This is a genomic window from Sphingobium sp. EM0848, assembly GCF_013375555.1.
Taxonomy (GTDB): domain Bacteria; phylum Pseudomonadota; class Alphaproteobacteria; order Sphingomonadales; family Sphingomonadaceae; genus Sphingobium.
This window is the reverse complement of record NZ_JABXWB010000003.1, coordinates 149,074-171,510: the sequence shown is the minus strand read 5'-3', so window position 1 is coordinate 171,510 and position 22,437 is coordinate 149,074. Positions and strand designations below refer to the sequence as shown.

The window sequence follows — 22,437 nt, the reverse complement described above, 5'->3', positions numbered from 1 at the left end:
GGGATCAAACTCCTGCGTGGGAGGCGTTCGCGGCCTGGATCGGCGCCGCGCTCGCGATGGCAGTGAGGAGATTTTCGGAAATCTCGGTGGGCTCGTGTTGAGCGCCTTGCGAACGCACACCTACATGGGGTTCACGGTGGTCATGACGCAGCACCGCGAAACGAAACTGGTCGATCTCGTCTTGCTCGCGCCTGAACCGCTCATCACGCGCGCGCGCTCCTGCGGCCTGCCACTGGGCGACTTCGGCCTGAATGGCGGCCATCTCGTCGTGGAACTGGCGGTAAGTCAGAATATGGGCGTTGGGGAGACCGTCTTCGTCATCGTCAAATGGCTCAGGCAGATGCTCTTCGGACAGCCATTCGCCATGATATTCGGTGAGATCGTCTCTATGGAACCATTCGCCAGAGGCGTCGCACTGACGACAGCAGTCGCTGTCCCACCATTCATCGCGATATTCGAGGTAGACCGCATCGAAATCCTCGACGTCCTCCTCAAGTACGGTATGGGAGCCACCGTCACTGTAAACTATGATGAAGGATTCATTATCGCTGTAATGTCGTTGATTATGATCACAGAAGGTGGCGTGGTCATTAAAGCAGCCATAACACCATTCTTCGGCACTGCCGTCTGCGATATGGACCGTTTCATGAGGCTCGCCATCACAGTCGCACCGTGGGCAATACCAGGGAATATCAGCGAGGCCAGTCGTACTACAGGATGAGATACTGCCATGACCGACAATGAGATATGCGCCGTCGTCGCGAAGATCGCCACCCTGGTCGATATAGGGGACGACGAAATAGTCGCCTTTAGGGATGCGCCCGATACGAGCGCCGTTCAGTTCTCCTGACCTGTATCCCGCCCCTTCGAGCAGCAATCTGAGGCGCGATACATCGCCATAAATATTGGTGTAGATTCGACGATCAGGCCAGACGACACATCGGGCTGTGGCATCCTCGCGGGAACCGATGTAGGCGAGCGCAGTGTCGGGCCCGGCATAGACCCGAACGGGATGGCATGGACTCTCGAAATGGTCAGCCTCGTGCGCCATGCAACTGTTGGGACCGCCGACATAGACGTCTTCAATTTCGTCCGCGTCCTGGGTGATTTTAAGGGCATGTTCCTCCAGCAGCACAGAAAGCCGGGCGCACCATGCCTCGATAGCATTATTGTCCAGATGCTCGGAAAAGAAGCGATTGAGATAGCGGCCAGGCGAGATCACCAGCTGGCGGTCGACCTGCCCCTTTGCCGCATTTTCGGTATAGGCGATCTTGCCCGCGTGGGCCTTGGAGATATGGCAGAAATGTTCACCATGCCTGACCTGGTACCAGGGTTCGTCGTGCCAAGGGGTGGGCGAGTAGGTGCCATCTGCAAATCGCAACTTCTCGCGGATTTGCCAGTCGATGTCGCCGATTTCGGTGCCAGCAAGCGCTATGCGAAATTGGGCATTGGGCGCGCGCGATAGAAGCTGCTGCCGAGCTGTCTCGGCCTCTTCGAAGGAGGGCCAGAGATATTGCTGATCGTCTCTCGGCGCCCAGATGAATTCTGTCGTCACCGGGCGCCACTCGGTTTGCGAGTAGGGGTGCAAGATTTGGAACTGTGCCATGGGCGTGACTCCACGCAGCCGCATCCATTGCCCGCGGCTGGATTTTGATTCGGGTTGCGGAGGGCTCAGCGAGGGAGCGGGAGCGCCATTCTGGTTATCAGGCCGGCAGATCGATCTGCGCTTTGCTGCCTACCCTGCCGAGGCAATTTTCGAATGAGGCCGATCACATTTCGGATCGAGGCCAGGTTGCGCACCTTGATGAGCGGTACGGCGCGAAGGGGCCCAGCAACGGCTCGATTTCGCGGGCGCACTTGATCTGTGAGTGGCCGGGAAGCGGCTTCAAATAGGTCGGTCATTGGGATCTCCGAAGTCTCGCTGCCCAATCGGCAGCATCACTTCCCTTCCCCCTCTCCTCTCGCCTCGGATGAGGACCGGGCCGTCATCGCATCCCCGCTTCTCGGGCCTCGGCCCAATCTTCGAATCCGCGGGGTGGCGGTCGTCGGAAAATCTGGAGACCCGGTCGGGCATAGTGGGTCACGGCCTTGCCAGCGGCGAGACGGCCTGGGCCATTGTCATCTTCTGCAATCAGCAAGGTTCTGACCGACAGGGGGATCTGCATCTGGATGAGGCGCTCGGTCCCCATGCCCGCCCAGCAGGGGATGAAATGGAGGAGACTGAAAGCGGCGGCGTCTTCGAATCCTTCCGCGATCGCGAGAACGTCTGTTGCCGGCGCGCTCCGCCACGCGGCGTTGCCCGGCACGCCTAACATGCGCTTGTGGGTGTATCTGGCTGTACGGGGATCAAGGAAAATTCGCTGGATTGCGCGCAACATTTGTCCCTCCCGCAAGGCGACGAGAAGCGCGGGAAGGAACACGGTTCGCGGCCTCGGGAGATAGGGGCAGCGGGGATGGAAGCGGAGATCCGGCAGGTCCGGTGGCAAGCTGCGCGAAAACAGATAGTGCTCGGCCAGAGTGCTCTTGACTCCCCTCCCCTCCTCCCAAATGCGGTGAGGATTTCCAACCTGGGGGCGAGGCGCGGTTGATGGTGGAGTTGCAGGGCCATGCGCGCCAAGCCGTCCCAGTTCGCGCAATATGTCCTCAACCTGGCAGCCGGCAAAGCAATGGACGAGGATTCCCCGATCACCTTGCCGCAGCGACAGGCTTGGATGGTTATCGGCGTGCGCAGGGCACCGGCACATGGCAACATTACCGTGCCAGTCACCTCCGAGCTTGCTGACGATGGCGATCAGTTTGGGCGATGGTGTATGGGCGACAAGCGGCATAAGCGTACCTCCGGCTTATGCTCTCGCTCCCCCTCCCCTTTCCTTCGGCTGCCTCGCGAACCATCTGAAGGCCTTCAGGCAGCCCCGGATTCCGCTCGCTTCTCATGCCATGGTATATCGGAGGCGAGATTCCGGGGGGATTCTCGAACATCTGCCGCAGCGGCGGCATGTTCCGACGAACTGGCACCTCGTTACGCATATCCGGCTGGTGAATGACCGTCGGCCAGATAATGGCCACGCCTTCCTCCGCTGGGAGCAGTTGCGGGCAGTTGCCGATGGCGACGGTATCATTTCGCTCGAAATCGCCCTCAGCGCGATCGAGCCGGTGCGCCGCCTTTCGGTCGGACGCGAGGGGGCGATAATGCAGGACCGTCGCTGCTGGTCCAACCTTCGTGACCACGGCAACAACAACCTCAACAAGGGCTGGATCGAACTGGGCCGAATGGCATCTGGTGAATTTGACAGACGACCGAAAGCATAAGCTTTAATATGGGTCGGCTTCCCTCCTCCTTATTAAGGTTTTTTGATGCTGCCAGGCGCTTTAAGACTCTATCCCGCGTTTGCGATAAGGTCGGCGCGGCAACATGACTGACCATTGCAAACCGCGTCGACCAGCTTATGGATTATCCCAACGGGCAGCCGCTGCGCGTCCAATGATCAGTGGAGGATGCGCGCACCGGAAACACCATCCGTCTGAATGCGCCGTCAACGACACCTTTCTGAGACAGGCTGCCGGGAACCTTGGCTAGTACCGCAGCCCCATCGACCTCGAGGACAGATCACCGGCAAATAGAGCGCGAGGGATGGAGAGCTTATCGATCTGGTTGATCGCGCAGCAAAGACAATGTGACAAGTTCGCAGCAGCCTCCGGAAATTCTAGATACTTCCAGATTTTGGAAGTATCTAGAATTTTATGGCCGGACTCGCCGATCAGATTTCACAGGGTAGGCTGGCCGACCGCGTTTTCAACGAATGCCAGCTCGGCGAAATGCTGGGCGGTGGCGACGCCCGTCGCTACGGCCTCGTTAACCGGGCTCTCAAGGACGGCTCCCTGATCCGCCTCAAGAGCGGCATTTATATGCTCGACAAACGTTACCGCAGCGAAGCCATTCATCCCTTTGCGGTCGCACAGGCGCTCCTTCCCGGAAGTTATGTTTCGCTCGAGACCGCCTTGGCCTATCATGGGCTGGATTCCCGAAGCGGTATACAAGACGGCGAGTGTGTCACCAGGGCGAAAGACCGTCGTCCAGCAAAGCCCCGTACTTGGGCAATTCAGCTTCCACCCTCTCGCCATTTATGACTATCGCCTTCTGGCCGCCGTATCTCGCACGAAATTCGGGCGGCTCACCGCGTTCATCGCCGACCCCTTGCGTGCGCTGATGGATCTGGTCGCGTTCCGGAAGGCGCAATGGTCTGGCGTCGAATGGCTGACCGCGGGGATGCGGATCGAGCACGACGCGCTGCTTTCGCTCAGGAAGAAAGATTTTGCTGCGCTCCAGAGTGTCTACAAGCACAAGACGGCCAATGAGTTCCTGGCAAAGCTCGAAACGACGATCCTGTCTGGTAACACAGCAATAAAGGGACATGACATCGGATGATCGAGATGATCCAGGCGCGCGCGTTCAGGCATAGACTGGGTCGCTGAAATCGAAAAGGGATCAGTTGCCATGGTCAGCGGGCGAGTTCGATGGAGATCCCAATGTCGAGGGCCTGCCAAGCGCGATCAGTCGTCACGGCAGTCGCGCCCAGTGAACCGGCCAACGCGAGGCAAGCCCGATCGCCCAGTGAGAGGCCCGCCGACCGGGTGGCGGCGCGCAGCAGGCCGGTATCGATTGCGAGCCCTATTTCTAGCGGAATGACGGTTAGTTCAAGCGCGTCAATATTAGCGCGGATCCGATCATCGGGCATTCCACGCTCCTGGAGCTTGGTCGCTACCTCAGCAAGGTTGACCGCGCTGATCACGGACGCCGGCAGCGCCTCAATCACACGATCGGAACCTGGCTCTCCATTGAACACCGCCAGCAAGGCCGAGGCATCCAGCACCACCTCACTCACGCGCGGCTTCCGCCCGGCGATCTGCGATCAGCTCGTCGACAAGACTAACGCCTGAAGGCACATATTTGCGCACCTCCGCCTGAATGGCCTTAATCACAGCATGATAAGAGCGAACGCGCAGTTCGCCATCGACGACCTCGAGACGTACGTTGTCACCATCGGAAAGGCCGAGTTCCTTCCGAACGTCCGCCGGAATCTGAAGTCGGCCGCCCGACACGATGCGGCCTCGATATGCGGTCATGACAGCCTCCTGAGTTAGCGAAACCAACATATAGCACGACAGAAGTAGGCTCGCTATACACTCAACAGTCCATCTGTATCCTTCGTAATAAACCGCCATTCGGTAGGCAAATTGTCTCGATCAAACGTGCTTAGTGATCGATCTGCGTGGTTATTCTACACAGTTTTGATTGCGAAAGAGATGCGCAATGATCGCAGAGGTTCGTAGGATGGCGTTAATTTCCGCCGTACCATCGCGAACCGAGTTTGGAAAAAAACCTCCAAAAATACAGTTTATTGACAACCATAGCAGCGCTTCATATTTTATTGGTAACCGTACTTCGCGCGTGATTCGGCTTGGGGCACTTTTATGATCGATACCGTTTCCAACCTCAAAGCCATGGTCGAAAATGGTGAGGCCCTCAGTGCCCAATTAAAGAAGGTCGCTTTCCGACCGCGGATACGGAAGAACTTGGAATTGACCTTCGGTCCGGGGCGAGCGGCGGACCTGATCGGCCGTACTCCCGAGGCCTTGGCCAAGGCCGAAGCTAAGGGTCGCCTACCTGCGCCCAAGATCGGCTCGAACGGCCGGCGCTATTACACGCTCGAAGATCTGACGCTGATCCGTCAGGTTCTCGGGATCACCCCAGGAAAGCAGGCGCATGAACCCGCAGTCGTCCTTGCGGTGCAGAACTTCAAGGGGGGCGTGGGCAAGAGCACTATCACCAAGCATTTGGCCGACTATCTTGCGCTGCAGGGGCTGAGGATACTCGTCGTAGATTGCGACCCTCAAGCGTCAACCAGTTCATTGTTCGACGTAGACCAGCAAGAGTTGTGGGAAAGCGAAGAAACACTCGCGCATTTCCTGGCGCCTACCGCGCCGCTCAACGATTTTCGACGCACTATCCGCGATACAGCCTGGCCCACGACCAAGATCGTGCCCTCGAGCCTTGGTCTGGGCGAGATCGAGTGGCACATGGTCGCCGGCGCGGAAGGACGCGAGGAGATCATGCGCCGGTTCGGTTTGCTCAGGGCCGGTATCAGCCAGGTCCGCCGTGAATTTGACGTAATTCTGCTGGATCCACCGCCAGCGATGGGATTCCTCGGCATGAACGTGATGGCTGCGGCGAGCGGTCTCGTTGTCCCAGTCCCGGCGCGGCAGCTCGATTTTCTCTCGACGATCCACTTCATGACCAACATCGCCGATACGCTGGAATCCCTTCACGAGCATGACATGGGCGTGAATTACGACTTCATCCGCGTCGTGGCCTCCAATTACTCGCGGTCCGCCGATGGTGAAGCGGGCATGCTGCGTATTCTGCAGCAGATGTGCGGCACGAACATGCTGACCAATCCCATTCTCGCATCCGAGGAAATCAAGAATTCGGTGCAGGAGTTCCGGTCGGTCTATGAGTCCGACAAACCGATCTCCTCGCACAAGACCTTCACGCGCTGCCGGGATAATCTCGATTTGGTCTTTTCTGAAATCCTTCATGTGATCCGTCAGCAATGGCCTTCGACCAGCCTGACGGGCTTTGGCGATCAAAATGTGCTGGATGGTGAGGCCGCATGAGCAAGCGCGCAATTTTCGATGAGGTCATTGCCAACGCTGCCGCTGAGCAGGGCGATAGTGCACCGGCCGCTGAGGGCACTGTTGCCCCCCGCGCCCGCAAGCCAATGAATTTTGCCACACGGCGCCTCGATACATTCGAGGAAGCTGCGAAAATCCTGAAAAAGCCGGCGATTTCGCTCAAGCCGGACGAGGTGTCGATCTGGCCGGGCAATGCGCGGGACTATTCGGCCCTGACCGAAGAGCGGGTCCAGACGCTGATCGATTCCCTGGTTGCGGAGAATGGTAACCGGATTCCGGTCATCGTTCGACCGACTCCGGGAAGTGAAAAGCGTTATGAACTGATAACGGGCACGAGGCGCCATTGGGCAGTCGCGTGGCTTAACGCCAACAATCATCCCGAGATCAGTCTCTATGCGTCGATCGAGGATCTGACGGACGAGGCTGCATTCCGCGTCGCGGATATCGAAAACCGGGAGCGGGAAGATATCTCCGACTATGAACGGGCGATCAATTATCGCGAAGCCCTCAAGTCCCATTATGATGGCGTGCAACGACGCATGGCCGAGCGGCTGAAGCTGAGTCCCGGCACGCTGTCGCGCTATGTCGCCCTCGCAGAAATGCCTCAGACCATCGTGTCCGCATTTGGTTCCCCGCGCGATTTGACGCTTCATTTCGCCAAGCCCCTCCTTCCGCTAATTGACGACCATGAGAAGCGGCAACGCATGGAGGAGGCAGCGCGGGCAATCGCCGAGGAACAGAGCCTGAAGCAGAGCTTCGACGAGGCGGTCATTCAGGCCAGTGAAGTCGTGACGCGCTTGCTAGCTGCGGCCAATAACGTGCAAGCCCGGGCTCGGCGTCAAAAGCAGAGCTTGCGGACCCAGTCTGGGCAGGAGTTCGGTTTGGTCGAACGCGACCGGGCCACTGAATTGATGATCAAGATCATTCCGTCGGAAAGCTCGATCGACGAGGTGATGGAGAGCTTGAGGGCAACCATCGAACGCGCCCGCATCTGGTCGAAGGGCAAGGTGTGACACGTACTTTCATCGCGCCTTTCAAAAGCTCAAAGCGGCAATTTTTCCGTTCAAAATCATTATGTTCGTGTGAATGTTGCCTTCGGCAACATCGCACCGGTTGCACAAGTCGAGCGGGTTAAAAATGGCAGAATCCCCCCCCAGTCTCGGCCGGCAGGTCCAGCTCAGCTTTGAGATGTTCACGCCCCTGCCTGATTTTGGGGACATGTCGCTGCGTGACTATCAGGAGACAATGCAGCGCCCCTTCTTCTCGCTAGCGAAGAAGCGCGTAAAACCGATCCAGTATCTCAGTCCCAACGGCCAGGTGAGCGTCCATGTCTCCGCCAACCCGCATTATGGGATGGCGACAATATGGGACGCGGACATCATGATCTTCTTCGCGTCCTATCTGAACGAACAGCGGCAGCGCTCGAACCACTTGTCTCCAACGATCCGTGTCCATCCTGCGGACATCATGAAGCTGATCCGCCGTGACACGTCAGGCAGGGCCTATGAACGTTTGCGCGACGCGCTCGACCGGTTGCAAGCGACGACGATTAAAACGAACATCTGCGCAAAGGGTAAGTCCAGGGAGGTGACCTTTTCATGGATCGACAGTTGGACACAGCTGATCGATGAACGGCGCAACAAGGTACTCTGCATCGAGGTCACGCTTGCCAAATGGTTCTTTGACGGCGTCCTAGATCAGAAATCAGTGCTTTCAGTCGACCCGGCCTATTTCGATCTAAAGGGTGGGATCGAGCGCTGGCTTTATCGCGCCGCTCGCAAACACGCTGGTGGTAATGGCCCCGAAGGCTTTACCATCGGTTTTGATACCCTGCTTCAGAAGAGCGGTAGCGAACAGACGTCAGCCAAGTTCAAAGCATCGCTACTGGCGATCGCTCGCGCCGATGCCTTGCCCGAACTCCATATCGAGGTGCTTGACGAGAAATCATCCAATCCCAAGCTCTGGATGGTCATGCGCAAGGATTGGCATGGGAAGGCAAAGCCGGACCGTTCACCACCACCCCCTCCCCCTGTCGAGTCCAAACCCGCAGCTGCGTCCGCTGCGTTGCGGCCAAGTCCCGTGAAACCCACGACCGAACCGGTGATCGATCCGGAAGATCTGGTTTCCCCTGCCGATATGGCCGCCCTTGTCGCTAGCACTGCAAATGGCTTTCGGGTCGTATCGGACGGGACCAGGTCCCCCTCCCCGCCTCCTTCAAGAAAACCTGCGCTCGGCCGCAGGGGTAAACGGGCGGAGGACGTGATCGATCGCGAGACATATGACGCCATTCGCCGGGATTTTCCCGGCTGGGACCTCGACGTGCTGATGTCGAGGTTCGACAATTACATCGCCAACAACCTTACCGAGCTTCCGGCAAATTATTCCAAGCGATTCTATTTCTTCATGAAGAGCCATCACCAGCGGAACAAGCACAGCTTGCCGGGCATCTGATTGACCTAGCCGATCCGCATGATAGATGCCGCCGCGAGTCCCGTCTCGCGGCTCTCCGTTCGTACCTCTGCCCCTAGCTCGCAGACACTCGCAAGCAGCCTGCTGCATTCGAGGGTTTCGCCGTTCATCGTGCTATCGCGGATCGCAATCTGACCCTGACCAATCACTGGCTCACCCCGTCACCTACTGGGAATTATCTCGGAGACGGCAGCTTTCAAGGTCGTGCCTGATAGCACGACGGGCGCGGGTGAAAGCCCGTAAGAAAATGAAGCGTCCCATGACGGCCAGGCGCAGCGCCATCGGCCCCCCTCACCTGCCATGTACCACGTTAAGCTTGGGGAAGGGCACGCTTGGTTTGCACAATTTGCGGTAAGTGAATGCGGCTTTACAACCTCTGCGGACGTTAAGCGTTGTCATCGAACGATCATGCCGGGAAGCCGGTTGCAATGCTTTCTATCCCGCAGTGGAAGAATTGATCGTCCTCAAGGGCCGATGCTCCTTGTGCACCAACAGCAACGCGCAAATTTCAATATTATCGTTTTATATCAGTCAATTACTAAGAATGTTGCCTTCGGCAACATCTCCACTCCCGCTAGGGCTGCTATCGCTCGAAGTGAGCATTGGGGGGTTTCATATCGGCAAAGGCTCGCTCAAGCAGTTGCGCAACAGAAGAGCTCAATTCCGCCAACATCTGCCCCTGCTCGCTCCTTCGCCGCGGGAGTGACATCCCGTCGCCTTACTCGGGGGTTTCGCAACCGGCCCGCAAGTAACGTAGGCAATCGCTTTCCATCGCAAAGCGGTATCACGGCAACCTGGCACCGACAAAGGATCAGATGAAAGCCCCCTCCCCTGCCCCGCTGCGGACCTCTTTGATAATCACATTCTGATCTTCAGCTTCGGCTAGGTCGGAGGGGCCCCTGTTCCTCTCGAAGCGCTCCTGATCTCAAACGGGGCCTCTCGCGAGGACTTATCCAAGCGAAGATGGAGCCTCATGCGACTGATAACTCGGCCTCCGCGCAAGCCGAAGCGGCTGCGATCCTGAAGGACAGTTCCCGCGCAGCGACTCCGACGAGGAAAGGCGCGCTGCCTCCCGCCGCGAAGCTGGCCATCGTCTCCCCCTCTATGCCTTGCCAAACTTCGTCTGACATCGGCCAATCATTTATGGCATGACGGGAGCAGGGGGTGGACCATCCCGTCTTCAATGGAAGCGAATGGACGTAGTCACTTCAAAACTCAGGAGAGGGAAGGGGGAGGGCGCTGGTCCGTCGCGCCGGTAAGCCGACATCAGGCGAGAGGATGCTTGCTATCAACCATTCTAGGCGAACCGCATAACACCGCCCGTGGCCTGCCTGACCAACAAATCCGTCGATTCATCTGCAATCCGATGACACACCGCAATCCCTCACCCTACCGGGTCCGCACCAGCATGCCCCTGCCAGCTTCGCTAGGGATCTCAAGCAAGAGGATGTAATCGGATCAAGCGCCGTTAGGCGCCCCATTCGTGTCAGATCCCGATATCCCAACCCACCCGGACAAAAGACCATTGCGCGTTGCGGTAGCGCCTAAATAGTCTTCACGCGGCACGGTGGATCGAATGGTCGACGGCTGGTGGAAATCGGTCATCGTCAATTGGCCGACCAGAGCCGAGCGCATGGCCTACACGCGAAGATCCTACCTCTTGGCACCAGCTTGCTCCCTCATTCATTGCGGTATCGCGTACCACTGAAATCGGAGCGCTAGGCTCTCGGAGTGATCGTAATCAGTCCCTGCAGTCATGCACGGGCAAGAAGCGCTTGACGAAATCAAGTCCATGTAAGGGGAAGGGAGGGGCAGGGCCAAAAAAAGACAATCTCGCGCCATGCGGATGCTGTGCCTGATAGCACGATCAAGAACAGTTCGACATTTCCGCACCAGTGCAGAGCCTGTTCCCGATAGCACGTCGGGACTCTTTCTCGAGTCCTTGGGCAACAGATGAAGATCGTAAGAAACCCCGGAAAACGGATTCGAAGCAAGGGCTAAGGCGCGATCGACGGTCCGAGACGACAAGGGTTCATCGTTCTATCGGAACCATTGGTGGATCACTCGATCCTGGACAACCGTGCTATCAGGAATGCGCAATCGTGCTATCGCACCGCGCCAAACGTGCCATCACGGATCGTCTGTCGTGCCATCACGCCGGTCCAAAAATCTGCGAATCGTGGAGTCAGCACGATTCGCATCCAGCCTGATTTCTCTTAACTCTCTAACTTCTACATAATATCATAACCCATGGCGCCTGCGGCGCTGAGATTTCGATTTGAAGATTTGGATGGATAGATGGTGTTGAACCGGGACGCAGCCTGACTCCCGCCGCAGAAGTTGCAGCAGAGTGTGGAGCGAAAGCCCGACGATACCTGGTGTCGCAACTGAATTCTGGTCCTCTCGCCAGAGCTCCCACCGCGCCGCACACCCGCTTCAGCCCGACCGCATTAACCGCGCCCGGATGGTGCGTCTGAAGACGACACACAAATACTGAGGGGTGGTACCGGCAGTGACAGGAAAGGATGATCGGACCACCGCACGCTGTGGGACTTCAACCTACTTCAGCATTTGAAGCGGGCATGGGGTGGCTTGAGCAACTCCGAATTCTACAACTCGGAGGCCTCGCAGTTGGACAATGATCAACTGGCAGATAGCAACCCAAACGAGATCCTCAAGTTAGGGCGTTGCGCGAGCAGGCTCGCACCGGAGGACCTTCTTTCGAGGCGGATCTACGTCCGGCGTTTGCCGACGGACTGCTGGAGCGGGTCAAGCCCAGCACGTTCACCCATCCTTCCGATAAGTTACAGCTCAGGTCAGTGTCACTAATTCAAACCGGGATGCCCACCGGACCCGGAATGAGAACAAATCACGAAATAGGTCTCAGGGCTGCTCAGAGGCTCACCAGGTGCTTTGAACTTGCCTGGCATCATCTGGGGCCGGACGGGCCTGGAATCGCTCTCAGAAGGGCTCCTGGGAGACCTCGATTTCACCCTCTTCGCCCCAAAAATCGGGTTCGAATGCTGTTGCGGCTAACCTACTCCCCGCAGTCGAAGACGAGACCGGCTCGCTGACGGGTATCGCATAGCTCCGATAGCTTGCCTGGCCACTCCGTTCCAGGAGGAGTCCCTCTTCGGTCGCGATCGTCAAAAGCTTGATCGCACCCGCCGACGTGAGTTCGAGGGACCTCGCGACATGGGAACTTGTGACATAAGGGCGGGCCATCGCGAGCAAGAGCAAATCCTTCAACCGACCTGGACGGCGGCGAGCAGCAAGCTTCTGACTGGCACGGGCCGCATAGCCTCGCAACCTGACTTCCATCTGAAGGTGGGTCTGAGCACCCGCCGTCACTGCAGCAAGCCAGATGCGGTCCAACACCTCACCCTGTGCAACCTTCCATGCCGCTCCGGTCAGTGTGAGGCCAAGTGCCGTCAATCCTCCTTGAGATCCGTTCCAGCGACCTGCCCCCCAGCGATCGCCGATGAGCAGGCTTGCAACGGTGTCACCCCGGCCAAGAGGGGCGTGTTGTCGCCAGGCCGCGGCCAACCGGCCTCCGTGGAGCAGGGGAGGGGAGGGGGGGAGGCCCTTCACAGCACGCACCCAGGCGGCCAGGCTCTGCATGATCTCAGCTCGCTGCCGATGAGCAACAGCCGAATCATAATCAATATCGGCAACCCCGAACCAATCAAGCAAGGCTTCCGGATCGCTAAGGATCGCCTCGAGGGTGAGGGGGCTGCCAATCGCCCGCTTCCAGTTCGTCAGATCATAAACAGAGCTTGAGACCGTTCCACGGCCGTCGACGGTAACATTGGCGAGATCGAAATCGACACCGTCAACCCTCGCCAAGGCTTGTCTTTCGGCGATCGCCATGCGACCTTTCCATGGACGGCGAACGGGGCTAAGGCGAAGACGCTCCTCGATGCGCTCAAGTGAGGCCTGGGCGTCGGCATAAGCCGGCAAGAGGCGCTCAAACGGGTGCGAAACCAGGCTGTCAGGGTCGGTCATACGGATAATGATTGATCTCAGATTCTTCCGGAAAATCTGATTACTATGATGCGTAATTAAACGGAAGAGCGCTTAAAGAAAGTCTGATCATATGGCTATCGGCTGACAACAGGCGAGCCAGCTCGCGCTCGAAGCGGCGGTTGCGGCGATGGCCCCGACGATCAAGGCGTCGATCACCGCCGACCTCAAATGCGATCAGCGTCGTCAATTGTACACAATAGGCTGTGCCGTCAATTTTGGCAGGATTCCCCGCTGGCGGAATCGGCCGTTGAAGTGAACTCTGGCAGCCGACGTGTGTCCGGTCACAATTCCCCGTTTTGAGGCCACTTCTCACCATCGCCTGCCCGCGCACAGATCCCATTAGTAACGAATGGTTGACTTTTGTGCAGAACAAATCACGAAATCGTTATTATCCTATGGAGCAAGGCACGACCTCGTTTCTTGTCTCCATACCGAACAGCAGGTTGCCATGACGAAACGAACCACAGGCGAATATGAAAACGTGATAGCGGGCGGGGAGGAGGTCCTGGCGTTTTTGCCTTACGCGTTGCCGCCGCGCGATCCAGCTTTTGACATCTCTGAGGCACTCAACAGGCGTCTGCGGGCCGCAGATCAAGCCTTGGTGCGGCTTGATCTCGCAACCGAAATGGTCCCATCGCTCGATTGGTTTCTGTACGGGTTCGTCCGGAAGGAAGCCGTGATCTCATCACAGATAGAGGGAACGCAGGCGACGCTGCTCGATCTGCTGAGCTTTGAGGCGGAAGAGGCAAAAGCACCCGATGCCGATGTGGAGGAGGTCTGCAATTATCTCGACGCCTTGAACCACGTCCAGCAGGAGTTGGCGGACCCGTCGGGCATTCCGATTTCCATACGTCTCCTGAATGATGCGCATCGCCGTTTGATGGATGGGGTTAGGGGCGCAACCAAACAGCCGGGCGAAATCCGGCGCAGCCAAAACTGGATTGGTGGAAGCAGACCCGGCAATGCTGTGTTCGTCCCGCCGCCGCCCACGCGCCTGCCGGAATTGCTAAGCGCGCTCGAAAAATACATTCATGCAGACGATGACTTGCCTCCAATCATTCGCGCAGGGCTTGTTCACGTGCAGTTCGAAACGATTCACCCCTATCTCGACGGTAACGGACGCATAGGCCGGTTGCTGATTTCGTTGCTGCTCCAGCATTGGGGGTTGCTGCGCGCGCCTTCGCTGTACCTCAGCCTGTTCTTCAAACGTCACCGTGCCGAATATTATCGGCGGCTGGATGCGGTGCGAACGCAAGGCGACTGGGAGGGATGGACCGACTTTTTCCTCGACGGGGTGGCAACTATCGCCGACGAGGCAGTGACATCGGCGCGGGACATCTTTGGGATCGTCGGCCAAGATCGCGCCCGATTGCTGGCGAGCGACACCGCTTCCGTTTCATCTGTCAGGCTGTTTGAGGAACTGCCCAATCATCCAATCGTCACGGTTGCGTCGACAATGACCTTGCTGGGTATCAGCAAACCAACAGCGATCCGGGCGATCGAGGCGCTGATGTCTACGGGGATTCTGACGGAAACAACCGGCAGGCGCCGGGATCGCAGCTTTGCCTACGCTGCCTATGTCGACTTACTGCGGATCGGCACAGAACTCGGGGATGATCGATAAAAAGTCGATCTATCGATCACAGCCCTGCCCGACCGGCAATCTCGTTAGACAACACAGAATCAGTATCGGGCGACCTGGGCTGTCCGTCGTCGTGAGATAGACCGGAAGGCCGGCGGTCTGGGATGCGCCCTGACAGCCGCGCGTTTGAGCGTGCTCGACCGTCTCAAGTTTTTGATTGAACGGGGGCAACCGAACGATTGATCCCGTTAGCTTATTTGTGACAAATTGACCTCCAATGGAAAATCGGGGTCCGGATGGCGATCATTGGCTACGCGCGCGTCTCGACGGACGAGCAGGATACGGCGGCGCAGCAGGATGCTCTGCGCGCAGCGGGCTGTGTGCGACCGTTTTCGAGGATAAGGCCAGCGGAGCGAGCCGTGAGCGGCCCCAGCTTGCGCGGGCCATCGTGCGGGCAGGGGAGGGGGCACGCTGTTGGTGGTGAGGATCGATCGCCTCGCGCGTTCGCTGTCGCATCTGCTGGAGGTAGTGGAGACGCTGCGGAAGAAGGGGGCGCATTTCCGGTCGATCAATGATCCGATCGATACCGGCAGCGCGCAAGGTATGCTGACGATGCAGATGCTGGGTGCATTTTCAGAGTTTGAACGGGCGCTGATCCGCGAGCGCACCCGATCCGGTCTGAAGGCCGCCGTCGCTCGGGGGGCCAAGCCCGGAAATCCCAAGATGCGCGCGCGGGATGCCCGCGCCATCGCTGACATTCGCTATGGCCACCGGGAGCGCTATCTCAATGAACTGCTCGATGGCCGCCATCGCTGGCTGCCAACGGTCGAGCGCCTCCGCCCGCATTTGCCTTGGAAGTTGGTGGTGCGGCAGTTGCAGGCGCTGCCGCGGCCAGTGCGGTCCTTTTCCGAGCGGACGCTGGTGAAGGCCGGCTATGCAGATGCGGTCATCCTCGACAAGGCAGGCCGGTTGCCGCCGGACACGCGGGTGGCGAGGCTGATTGCCGACCGGGTTCGCACGCATCCCGATGTGACTTTGCGGGAACTCGCGACATGGCTTTCGCGCGATCTCCGGGAGCCCACAGCCCGGGGTGGTCTGTCATGGGCACCCGAAGGCGTACGCCGGGAGAAAGAGCGTGCGCGGCTCCTTGGGCTGTTGGAGTAGCGATAGAGGCAGAGGGTTTGATGAGAGCGGAGTGTCAGGGGGAGGGAAGATGCCTACTTGTGGTCTGCTCTCACGATCTGTCCTGGCCTATGGCGGAGTGTCAGCAATTGCTTGGAAACCAATTGGCAGGGCCGAACAAAGGATCGGCCAAAAGATCGGCCAAATTTTTCTTACCCGGTAGCTGTAGCTGCAGAAAATCGGATGATTGCGTAAATCTGTTCTTGCGCTAAGATCGGCCAATGAAAGCCAGACTTGAAGAAATGCCATCCCGAATTGAACCAGCCCGTATCGACACGCTGGGCGGTGATTTACCTGATCTCGTCGCAGAGGTCGCGGCAAAGGCTGAGCGACTGGGGCATTCGTTGCATCCAAAAACCGCGGCGAACCTGTCGGATCTCGTTCGCCTGATGAATACCTATTACAGCAATCTCATCGAAGGCCACAATACGAGGCCGCGCGACATAGAGCGGGCGCTTGCCGGCGCTAGAGACGAGGGGCAGCGAGACCTGCAGCAGGAAGCGGTGGCGCATTATCGGTTGCAGGAACGCATCGATCGGCAGGCTGCGTCAGGCGAACTTCCCGATCCCGCTGACCCGGAATTTATCCGGCAATTGCATCGCGACTTCTATGCAGGTGCGTCGGTCGAGATGCTGACGATCAGAAGCGGTGATCGGTCTTTCACCATGCAACCGGGTGAATGGCGATCCGTCGCTGAGCAGGATGTGGAAGTTGGCAGGCATTTGCCCCCGACAAGTGCGTGCGTCCCTGCGTTCATGGACTATTTCCACCTTCGATTTGCGTTCGATCCTGCTCCCGGCCGCGTGCTTCAGGGAGTGGGAAAGGGCAAGGCAAAGCGTCTTCTTGCCACGGCGACTGCCCATCATCGCTTCAACTGGATCCATCCCTTTCCCGATGGCAACGGTCGTGTCAGTCGCTTGATGAGCCATGCGATGGCGCATGCCAGCGGCATAGGCGCGCATGGCCTTTGGTCGATATCTCGTGGACTGGCGCGCGGTCTTCAGCCTGGCCTAGACGGGCGTGGTGAGTATAAGCAGCATATGGCCTGGGCGGATGAAGTTAGACAGGGTGACCGCGATGGTCGCGGCCATTTGTCGCTCAAGGGGCTGGAACTTTTCACCGGCTGGTTCCTGCGCGTGTGCATCGATCAACTGACCTATATGTCGGACCTGTTCGAACTCGATGCCCTGTCCAAGCGTCTGGATCGCCATGTCGCCTTGAGCGAAACGCTGCCCAAGGAGAGCGCGCGCCTCCTTCAGGAAGCGTTGATGCGCGGCGAGATTGATCGTGGGGAAGCCGAACGGATCACGCAGATGCCGGAGCGATCGGCCCGTCGTGTGCTCAAGCAACTGATCGACGAAGGACTTCTTGCCTCCGATACGCCGAAAGGGCCAGTTTCCCTAAGATTTCCCAGTGCGACCCTCGATACGTTGTTTCCGCGCCTGTACGCTTAGCGCCTTACGGACTAACGGCGGCAAGAGGATTTTGGGCAGATCAGCAGAACGCTTTCGCCAAAAGTGAAAGCACCTCTGCCGTCCGTTTTTCGTCAAGGATTGGGACTTTCGTGACGGTCGGCTTCAGAGGAGGCAACCGGCAATAGCTGCCGTTGGCTGGCTAACATCGAATTTCTGTTAAGCGTCAAAGCCGGACACTTAACGGTCTGGTCTCCGATCCTAGAACCTGCTGTTCGCGGAAGTCGGGCGTCGACTGGCCTGACGAGCTGGCCGTGGGACTTTCTGCTCTATCTGCTTGGGAGAAGGCAACTGGCTATAGCTGCTTGCCTCGAGTTTCTCGTGAGCGGCATAGTCGGTCGTTTCGGCGCAGGTTTGCGTAACCCGAAACCAGTCCTTTCAGGTTGCTCAAACGATGCGAACTCGGTTCACCCTCTTGGGGGTGAGCCGAGTTCCTGTAATCAGAATTCTACTCCATCAGCCATATTGAAGCACTTTTGGCTCATCAATCTAGGCATCGGCGAATGGTGCCAATTAAACGAAAACGTTATGGATAACTGCCTGAATATAATCAGAACTTCATCGTAACTTCGGCACCGAAGGTCTGAGGCTCGCCAGGGATCACTGTATTCATGCCACCCGAGGCGCCAAGGACATAGCCAGACTGATAATATTGACGATCGAATAGGTTCTTCGCATAGATGCCCAGCGAAAGCGGGCTACCCATGATCTCGTTCCAGCTCAGGCGTGCCGCAATGGTCGTGTATCCTTTGATCTTGGTGCCCGGCGTGATCGAATAATTATTGTTCGAGAAATAGGATGAGGTTTGCGAGAAGCTGTCGACCCGGAAATGCATTTCGCCCCACTGCGCCGGTGTCGGCAGGGTCAGATCGGCATAGAGTGACCCCGACCATTTGGGCGCGTCGGGATAGGAATCGAACGGAACGACGAAGCCGGGCGTACCGGTCTGCACTGACAGATCGACGATGTTCTTGGTGTATTTCGCGTCAGTATAGGCGCCGGAAAAGCCCAGTTTCAGCCAATCGGCCGGCATGATGTCGCCGTCCATCTCGACACCCTTTACTTGCGCTTCGGGCACGTTGACGGTGAAGGCGGACGGCGCGCCGGCCACCACGGCGTAGAGCGAATGCTGCGCGTTCTTCACGATCTGCTTATAGGCGGCCACGTTGAAATGAGCGCGCTGACCGAGCAGTATCCCGCTGAACTTGTAGCCCAGTTCGAAATCATGGGTATATTCATTCTTGAAGAAATTCGCGAGACCATAGGGCACCACGGCGCCGTTGAAGTTGCCGGCCCGGAAGCTGCCGCGTTGCGTGAAGTAGAACTGGCTCGATGGACTGGCCTGCCATTGCAGAGTGCCGACCCAGCTTGGCGCTTTAAGCGTCGCCTTTTCACGGGGAAGCCGACGAAGAAAGCATGATCGTCATAGGATGTCATGCCGACCGTTTCCCAGGTATAGCGGGCACCAGCGGTGAACTTCAGCCCTTCCAGCACGGCGTCCGACAGGTCGTAGGTAGCCTGCCCGTAAACCGCGCGTGAGCGCGTGGTGCCGTGGGTGTGGTACAGAACCTCGCCTGCCGGGGTCGGGAGTTCGGCCCCGACGATGACGGGGATGGCTTCTTCCTTCGTGGCATAGTTGTAAAAGCCGCCGATGATATATTCGAGCTTGCCGTCGGCGGATTTTCCCTGAAGCTGGAGTTCTTCGGAAATGCTCTTGTTGCGGAAGACCTGTCCGCCCGGAGGGCCGGTATAGTTACCAGAGCTGTTATAGAGGTCGAGCGAGGCGAAAGGCGATCCGCTCAATATGCCTGCGGTCCGGGCGAAGGTCTTTTGGAAGCCGAAGATATTCTTGACCGTGAGATTGTCGTTCAGCTCGAAAGTCGTGGTGTTCGACAGGAAATAGCTGCTCGCCTTGTGGGGCAGGTCGTAGGACAGATAGGTTTCGTAGGGATGGGCCTTCTGCCAGGCGAGATAGCCTGCAACCGCGCCGGGGAAGGTGCCGGGTCCGGGCGGGCCGTCGCCTACGCCGGGGAAGAAGCCGTTGCCGTAGAGCGCGTCCAGCGTCGCCGTCAGGTTATAGGTGATGCCGGTCTGGCTGGAAGTGTTGGTCGAGCCGAGCGGATAATAGGAATAGAGCTGGCCGTTGGATTCCGTGCCGCGAAACCGGCTATATTGGAAGACGGTAGTGTTCTCGATCGTGTCGGTCGGGCGCAGGACTGCCGTGATGCGGCCGGAGCGGTTGTCGACATCGCCCAGCGTATTGCCGGTCAGCAGGTTGTGGACATAGCCGTCCTGCTTCTGATAGTCGCCAGCGATACGGAGCAGGATCTTGCCCGGTATGACGGGAATGTCGACCGCGCCCTGTAGCTGGATGAGATCGCGTTCACCCGCGCGAATGGTGCCGAAACCGCCGAAATTCTCGCCTGGCTTGGCCGATGCATACAGCACCGCGCCGCCGGTCGCGTTGCGGCCGAACAGCGTGCCTTGCGGCCCCTTGAGCACCTGCACCGACGAGAAGTCGTAAAAGGCCGTAGCCGAATTGCCGCCGGTGAAGGGGACTTCGTTCAGATAGGTAAGCACGGCCGGGCTGGCGCCGGAGAAGGGGTCCAGCGTCTGGCCCCGCATGGTGAAGCTGAGCTGGTTCTGGTTCTGGCCGTTCTTGACGATCAGGCCGGGGACGAGCGCCGCCAGATCCTGCTCCTTCGTGACCACCCGGTTCTGCAAGGTTTCGGAGCTGAGCGCCGCGACGGAGAGCGGGACTTTCGACAGCGATTCCTCGCGCCGTTGCGCGGTCACGACGATGTCGGACGTGTCGGCGGGCTGGGGCGTGCTTTCGGCCGCCTGCGGGGCGCTGGATGCGGACTGGGCGATGGCGACATTGCCAGCCAGTCCGAACAGGGCGATGGCGGCCGATCCCGCCGATGCCATCAATATCCGACGATAGAGAGGGGAAACGGCCTGGCTGACATCATAGGCCCGAAGTTCGTCTTGCCTCATATTCTACTCCTCACCTGATTATTGTTCGTTGATAGCCGCTGGGCGCCATGATTGCGGGCGCGATTGTCTCGACAGGTTCATCGACCGGCGCTCTGCGACGCCTGCAGGCTTTGCCTAATTCAAATTAGGGCAACGTGCAAGAGGGATTATGCGGTGCGTGTTGGGTTCGTTCCGCTGTTTATTTTCGTCGCTATCGCGGAAGAATGCCGTGGTCGATGCGAAATAATCGTTGAAAACATGGTATTATCAGGAAATTGGCGTAAGCGGGGCAAACTCCCGGGCGGTCAGGCGGGAGCGGCGCTGACGAGGTCCGGCAGCCATGGAACGGATGGCGCGCCGGGAACGGCGAAGCGATCACCGAGGAATTGGTAGAAGGAGACGCCAAGCTTGGCACAGGTTTTGATCAGGCCGAGCATGATGTCGCGAGCGATCCGTCCTTGTTCGCTAACGGTGCCACCGGAAATTTTGCGCTTGGTGACAAAGCTGCGGATATCGTTTTCCGAACCGTTGGTATGCAACGGGATTTCGGGACGTGTCAGAACGCGCAGGAGATCGTTTTTCTGGCGGTAGAGGCGTGCCAATTGCCGATCGAGCATCACAAAGCCGGTTTTGCGGGCAAAGATCCGGTCAAAACGAACCCTGAGGGCACGGCCCCGTTTGGGATCCGGATGCTTTTGCCAGGCTTTGAGATCGGCGTAGAACCACCAGATCAACGTGCGGATGAGTTCGAGCGCTTCACGATCTTTCTTCGAGCGGGGATGGAGTTTGTGGACCAGCCTTTCTGCATGTACCCAGCACAACGCATGGTTGCTGCCGACGCGGAACTGACCGGCGCCATCGGAGACGATAGCTGTGTCGCCGAGCAGACCTTGTTCGCAAAGGGCGCCCCATAGCGCGCCTTCGGTCGCGACCTTGGTGGGATCGGGCGTGACGCTCAACTTGTCAAAGCCCAGCGCGCAAAGATGCGCCTGCCACGCCTCGGGGCTCTCAAAATGCTTGGCTTCGTGGGCTTCCAGCACGGCAATCGGTTCGGACGCGAGGTTCATCTCGCGCATTTTGGCTAGCGCTTCGTCGTTGACGACAAAATGGCTGATGCCCGCCTGAAGAAGATTGAGAAAATTGCGCCGCGATTTGGAAAAGCTGCTGCGAAACACCGCGAAGCGCCGATCCCCAAGATGGGTGACATACCCATTCTTGCGAGCATGCGGAGCGGAAGTGTCGTCGACATTGATCCATTGCGCCGTGGAAATCCCCGTGGCTAAAATCGCCCGATCTTCGGCAACCAGATCGTCGAGCCCACGGCTGAGCAGTCGTACGACCTGGCGTTTGGAAATGGCCAAACCCATCCCGTTCAACATCGAGCACAGCCGTTCGCTGGTGATCTGACCTTGGAAATGACCCGCCGTGATAAAGCGCCGTAGCTCGGGGCCAAAGCCTCCCAAAATGCCCGCCGGCAACTCTGCTGCGATCCGCTTACCATCAGGACCCCGCCAAATCTCGCGACGATAGCGGATGACGTCAACTTCAAGCCGAAGATCCTGCACCAAGACGTCTTCGTAACCCTTGAAACGTGAGCCATCAGGAACTGCCGCTTTCAGCGTCACATCCCGGCTGACGGTGAGCTTCGATTGCACCGCCCCACGCCTCCGCTTGCTCCGCTTCTTCCCCGGTGTCGGTGACGTCGACTTCTCCATCCCCGATGGCTTCGACTTGAAGCGGGGACGCGGCGGATCGCCCTTCAATCGCGCAATCTCGTCCCGTAATGCCTGGATCTCCAGCTTGTCAGCCGCCCTCTCGATCAGCAGATCCTGGTTCGTCGCTTCCAGACGGTCGCAACGCTCAACCAGCGCAGCAACAACCCGACGAATATCCTCCTCGCCTCTTGTACCGCCAATGTCGTTGCCCGAAGTCATCGGCAGTGTGAATCACGCCAAACCAACCTTGTCCAGTCCCCCTGCCCGGAAATTTGCCCCGCTTACGAAATTGGCCGCCCGGTGCTGACCGCGATAGGAAAAT

Annotated in this window: 14 protein-coding genes and 2 pseudogenes; 8 read left to right on the top strand and 8 right to left on the bottom strand. The window is 58.4% G+C overall.

Annotated features, from left to right (window positions below):
- Positions 1-4: 4 nt before the first annotated feature.
- Both HUK73_RS16930 and HUK73_RS16925 read right to left on the bottom strand, forming a co-directional pair.
- Positions 5-1,606 carry a hypothetical protein gene (locus tag HUK73_RS16930; protein ID WP_176593188.1) on the bottom strand — a complete coding sequence of 534 codons (1,602 nt, stop codon included), beginning with the start codon at positions 1,604-1,606 and terminating at the stop codon, positions 5-7.
- A gap of 379 nt (positions 1,607-1,985) precedes the next feature.
- Positions 1,986-2,828 carry a toprim domain-containing protein gene (locus tag HUK73_RS16925; RefSeq protein ID WP_176593187.1) on the bottom strand — a complete coding sequence of 281 codons (843 nt, stop codon included), beginning with the start codon at positions 2,826-2,828 and terminating at the stop codon, positions 1,986-1,988.
- 109 nt (positions 2,829-2,937) lie between these two features.
- Between HUK73_RS16925 and HUK73_RS16920 the strand changes: the two genes are divergently transcribed.
- Together HUK73_RS16920 and HUK73_RS16915 are read left to right on the top strand one after the other, a co-directional pair.
- A complete protein-coding gene (locus HUK73_RS16920; RefSeq protein WP_176593186.1) occupies positions 2,938-3,309 on the top strand; it encodes a hypothetical protein in 372 nt (123 codons plus the stop codon).
- 432 nt (positions 3,310-3,741) lie between these two features.
- Positions 3,742-4,426 (top strand): annotated as a pseudogene (locus HUK73_RS16915) (hypothetical protein).
- A 73-nt stretch (positions 4,427-4,499) separates the two neighbouring features.
- Here HUK73_RS16915 and HUK73_RS16910 read toward each other — a convergent pair.
- Both HUK73_RS16910 and HUK73_RS16905 read right to left on the bottom strand, forming a co-directional pair.
- Positions 4,500-4,883, bottom strand: a complete 384-nt coding sequence (locus tag HUK73_RS16910; protein ID WP_176593185.1) for a type II toxin-antitoxin system VapC family toxin — start codon at positions 4,881-4,883, stop codon at positions 4,500-4,502.
- Positions 4,876-5,124, bottom strand: a complete 249-nt coding sequence (locus HUK73_RS16905; RefSeq protein ID WP_176593184.1) for an AbrB/MazE/SpoVT family DNA-binding domain-containing protein — start codon at positions 5,122-5,124, stop codon at positions 4,876-4,878. Before HUK73_RS16905 ends, HUK73_RS16910 begins: the two co-directional genes overlap by 8 nt.
- A gap of 348 nt (positions 5,125-5,472) precedes the next feature.
- On the opposite strand from HUK73_RS16905, the gene HUK73_RS16900 reads away from it, so the two are divergent.
- The 3 genes from HUK73_RS16900 to HUK73_RS16890 all read left to right on the top strand — a co-directional run bounded on the left by HUK73_RS16900 (position 5,473) and on the right by HUK73_RS16890 (position 9,144).
- Positions 5,473-6,675, top strand: a complete 1,203-nt coding sequence (locus HUK73_RS16900; protein ID WP_176593183.1) for an AAA family ATPase — start codon at positions 5,473-5,475, stop codon at positions 6,673-6,675.
- Positions 6,672-7,706 (top strand): ParB/RepB/Spo0J family partition protein, encoded by a 1,035-nt coding sequence (locus tag HUK73_RS16895; protein ID WP_176593182.1) that lies wholly within the window; start codon positions 6,672-6,674, stop codon positions 7,704-7,706. The genes HUK73_RS16900 and HUK73_RS16895 overlap by 4 nt, the downstream gene beginning before the upstream one ends.
- Positions 7,707-7,806: 100 nt before the next feature.
- The gene (locus tag HUK73_RS16890; RefSeq protein ID WP_255326397.1) at positions 7,807-9,144 is read left to right on the top strand and encodes a replication initiator protein A; all 1,338 of its coding nucleotides are present in this window, start codon (positions 7,807-7,809) and stop codon (positions 9,142-9,144) included.
- Positions 9,145-10,133: 989 nt separating this feature from the next.
- Here HUK73_RS16890 and HUK73_RS16885 read toward each other — a convergent pair.
- Positions 10,134-10,292, bottom strand: a complete 159-nt coding sequence (locus tag HUK73_RS16885) for a hypothetical protein (RefSeq protein WP_176593181.1) — start codon at positions 10,290-10,292, stop codon at positions 10,134-10,136.
- A gap of 1,831 nt (positions 10,293-12,123) precedes the next feature.
- The gene (locus HUK73_RS16880; RefSeq protein ID WP_255326396.1) at positions 12,124-13,032 is read right to left on the bottom strand and encodes a hypothetical protein; all 909 of its coding nucleotides are present in this window, start codon (positions 13,030-13,032) and stop codon (positions 12,124-12,126) included.
- A 604-nt stretch (positions 13,033-13,636) separates the two neighbouring features.
- Here HUK73_RS16880 and HUK73_RS16875 point away from each other — a divergent pair.
- The 3 genes and pseudogenes from HUK73_RS16875 (at position 13,637) to HUK73_RS16865 (ending at position 17,406) form a co-directional block, all read left to right on the top strand.
- Positions 13,637-14,812, top strand: coding sequence for a Fic family protein (locus HUK73_RS16875; protein WP_176593179.1), 1,176 nt, complete (start codon positions 13,637-13,639; stop codon positions 14,810-14,812).
- Positions 14,813-15,066: 254 nt separating this feature from the next.
- Positions 15,067-15,934: pseudogene (locus tag HUK73_RS16870) on the top strand (recombinase family protein).
- 239 nt (positions 15,935-16,173) lie between these two features.
- Positions 16,174-17,406 (top strand): Fic family protein, encoded by a 1,233-nt coding sequence (locus HUK73_RS16865; protein ID WP_176593178.1) that lies wholly within the window; start codon positions 16,174-16,176, stop codon positions 17,404-17,406.
- Between the two features lie 1,158 nt (positions 17,407-18,564).
- Here the strand turns inward: HUK73_RS16865 and HUK73_RS27245 are convergent.
- Positions 18,565-20,421, bottom strand: a complete 1,857-nt coding sequence (locus HUK73_RS27245; protein WP_369805546.1) for a TonB-dependent receptor — start codon at positions 20,419-20,421, stop codon at positions 18,565-18,567.
- Positions 20,422-20,705: 284 nt separating this feature from the next.
- Positions 20,706-22,334, bottom strand: coding sequence for a transposase (locus HUK73_RS16855; protein WP_218036409.1), 1,629 nt, complete (start codon positions 22,332-22,334; stop codon positions 20,706-20,708).
- Positions 22,335-22,437: the final 103 nt, after the last annotated feature.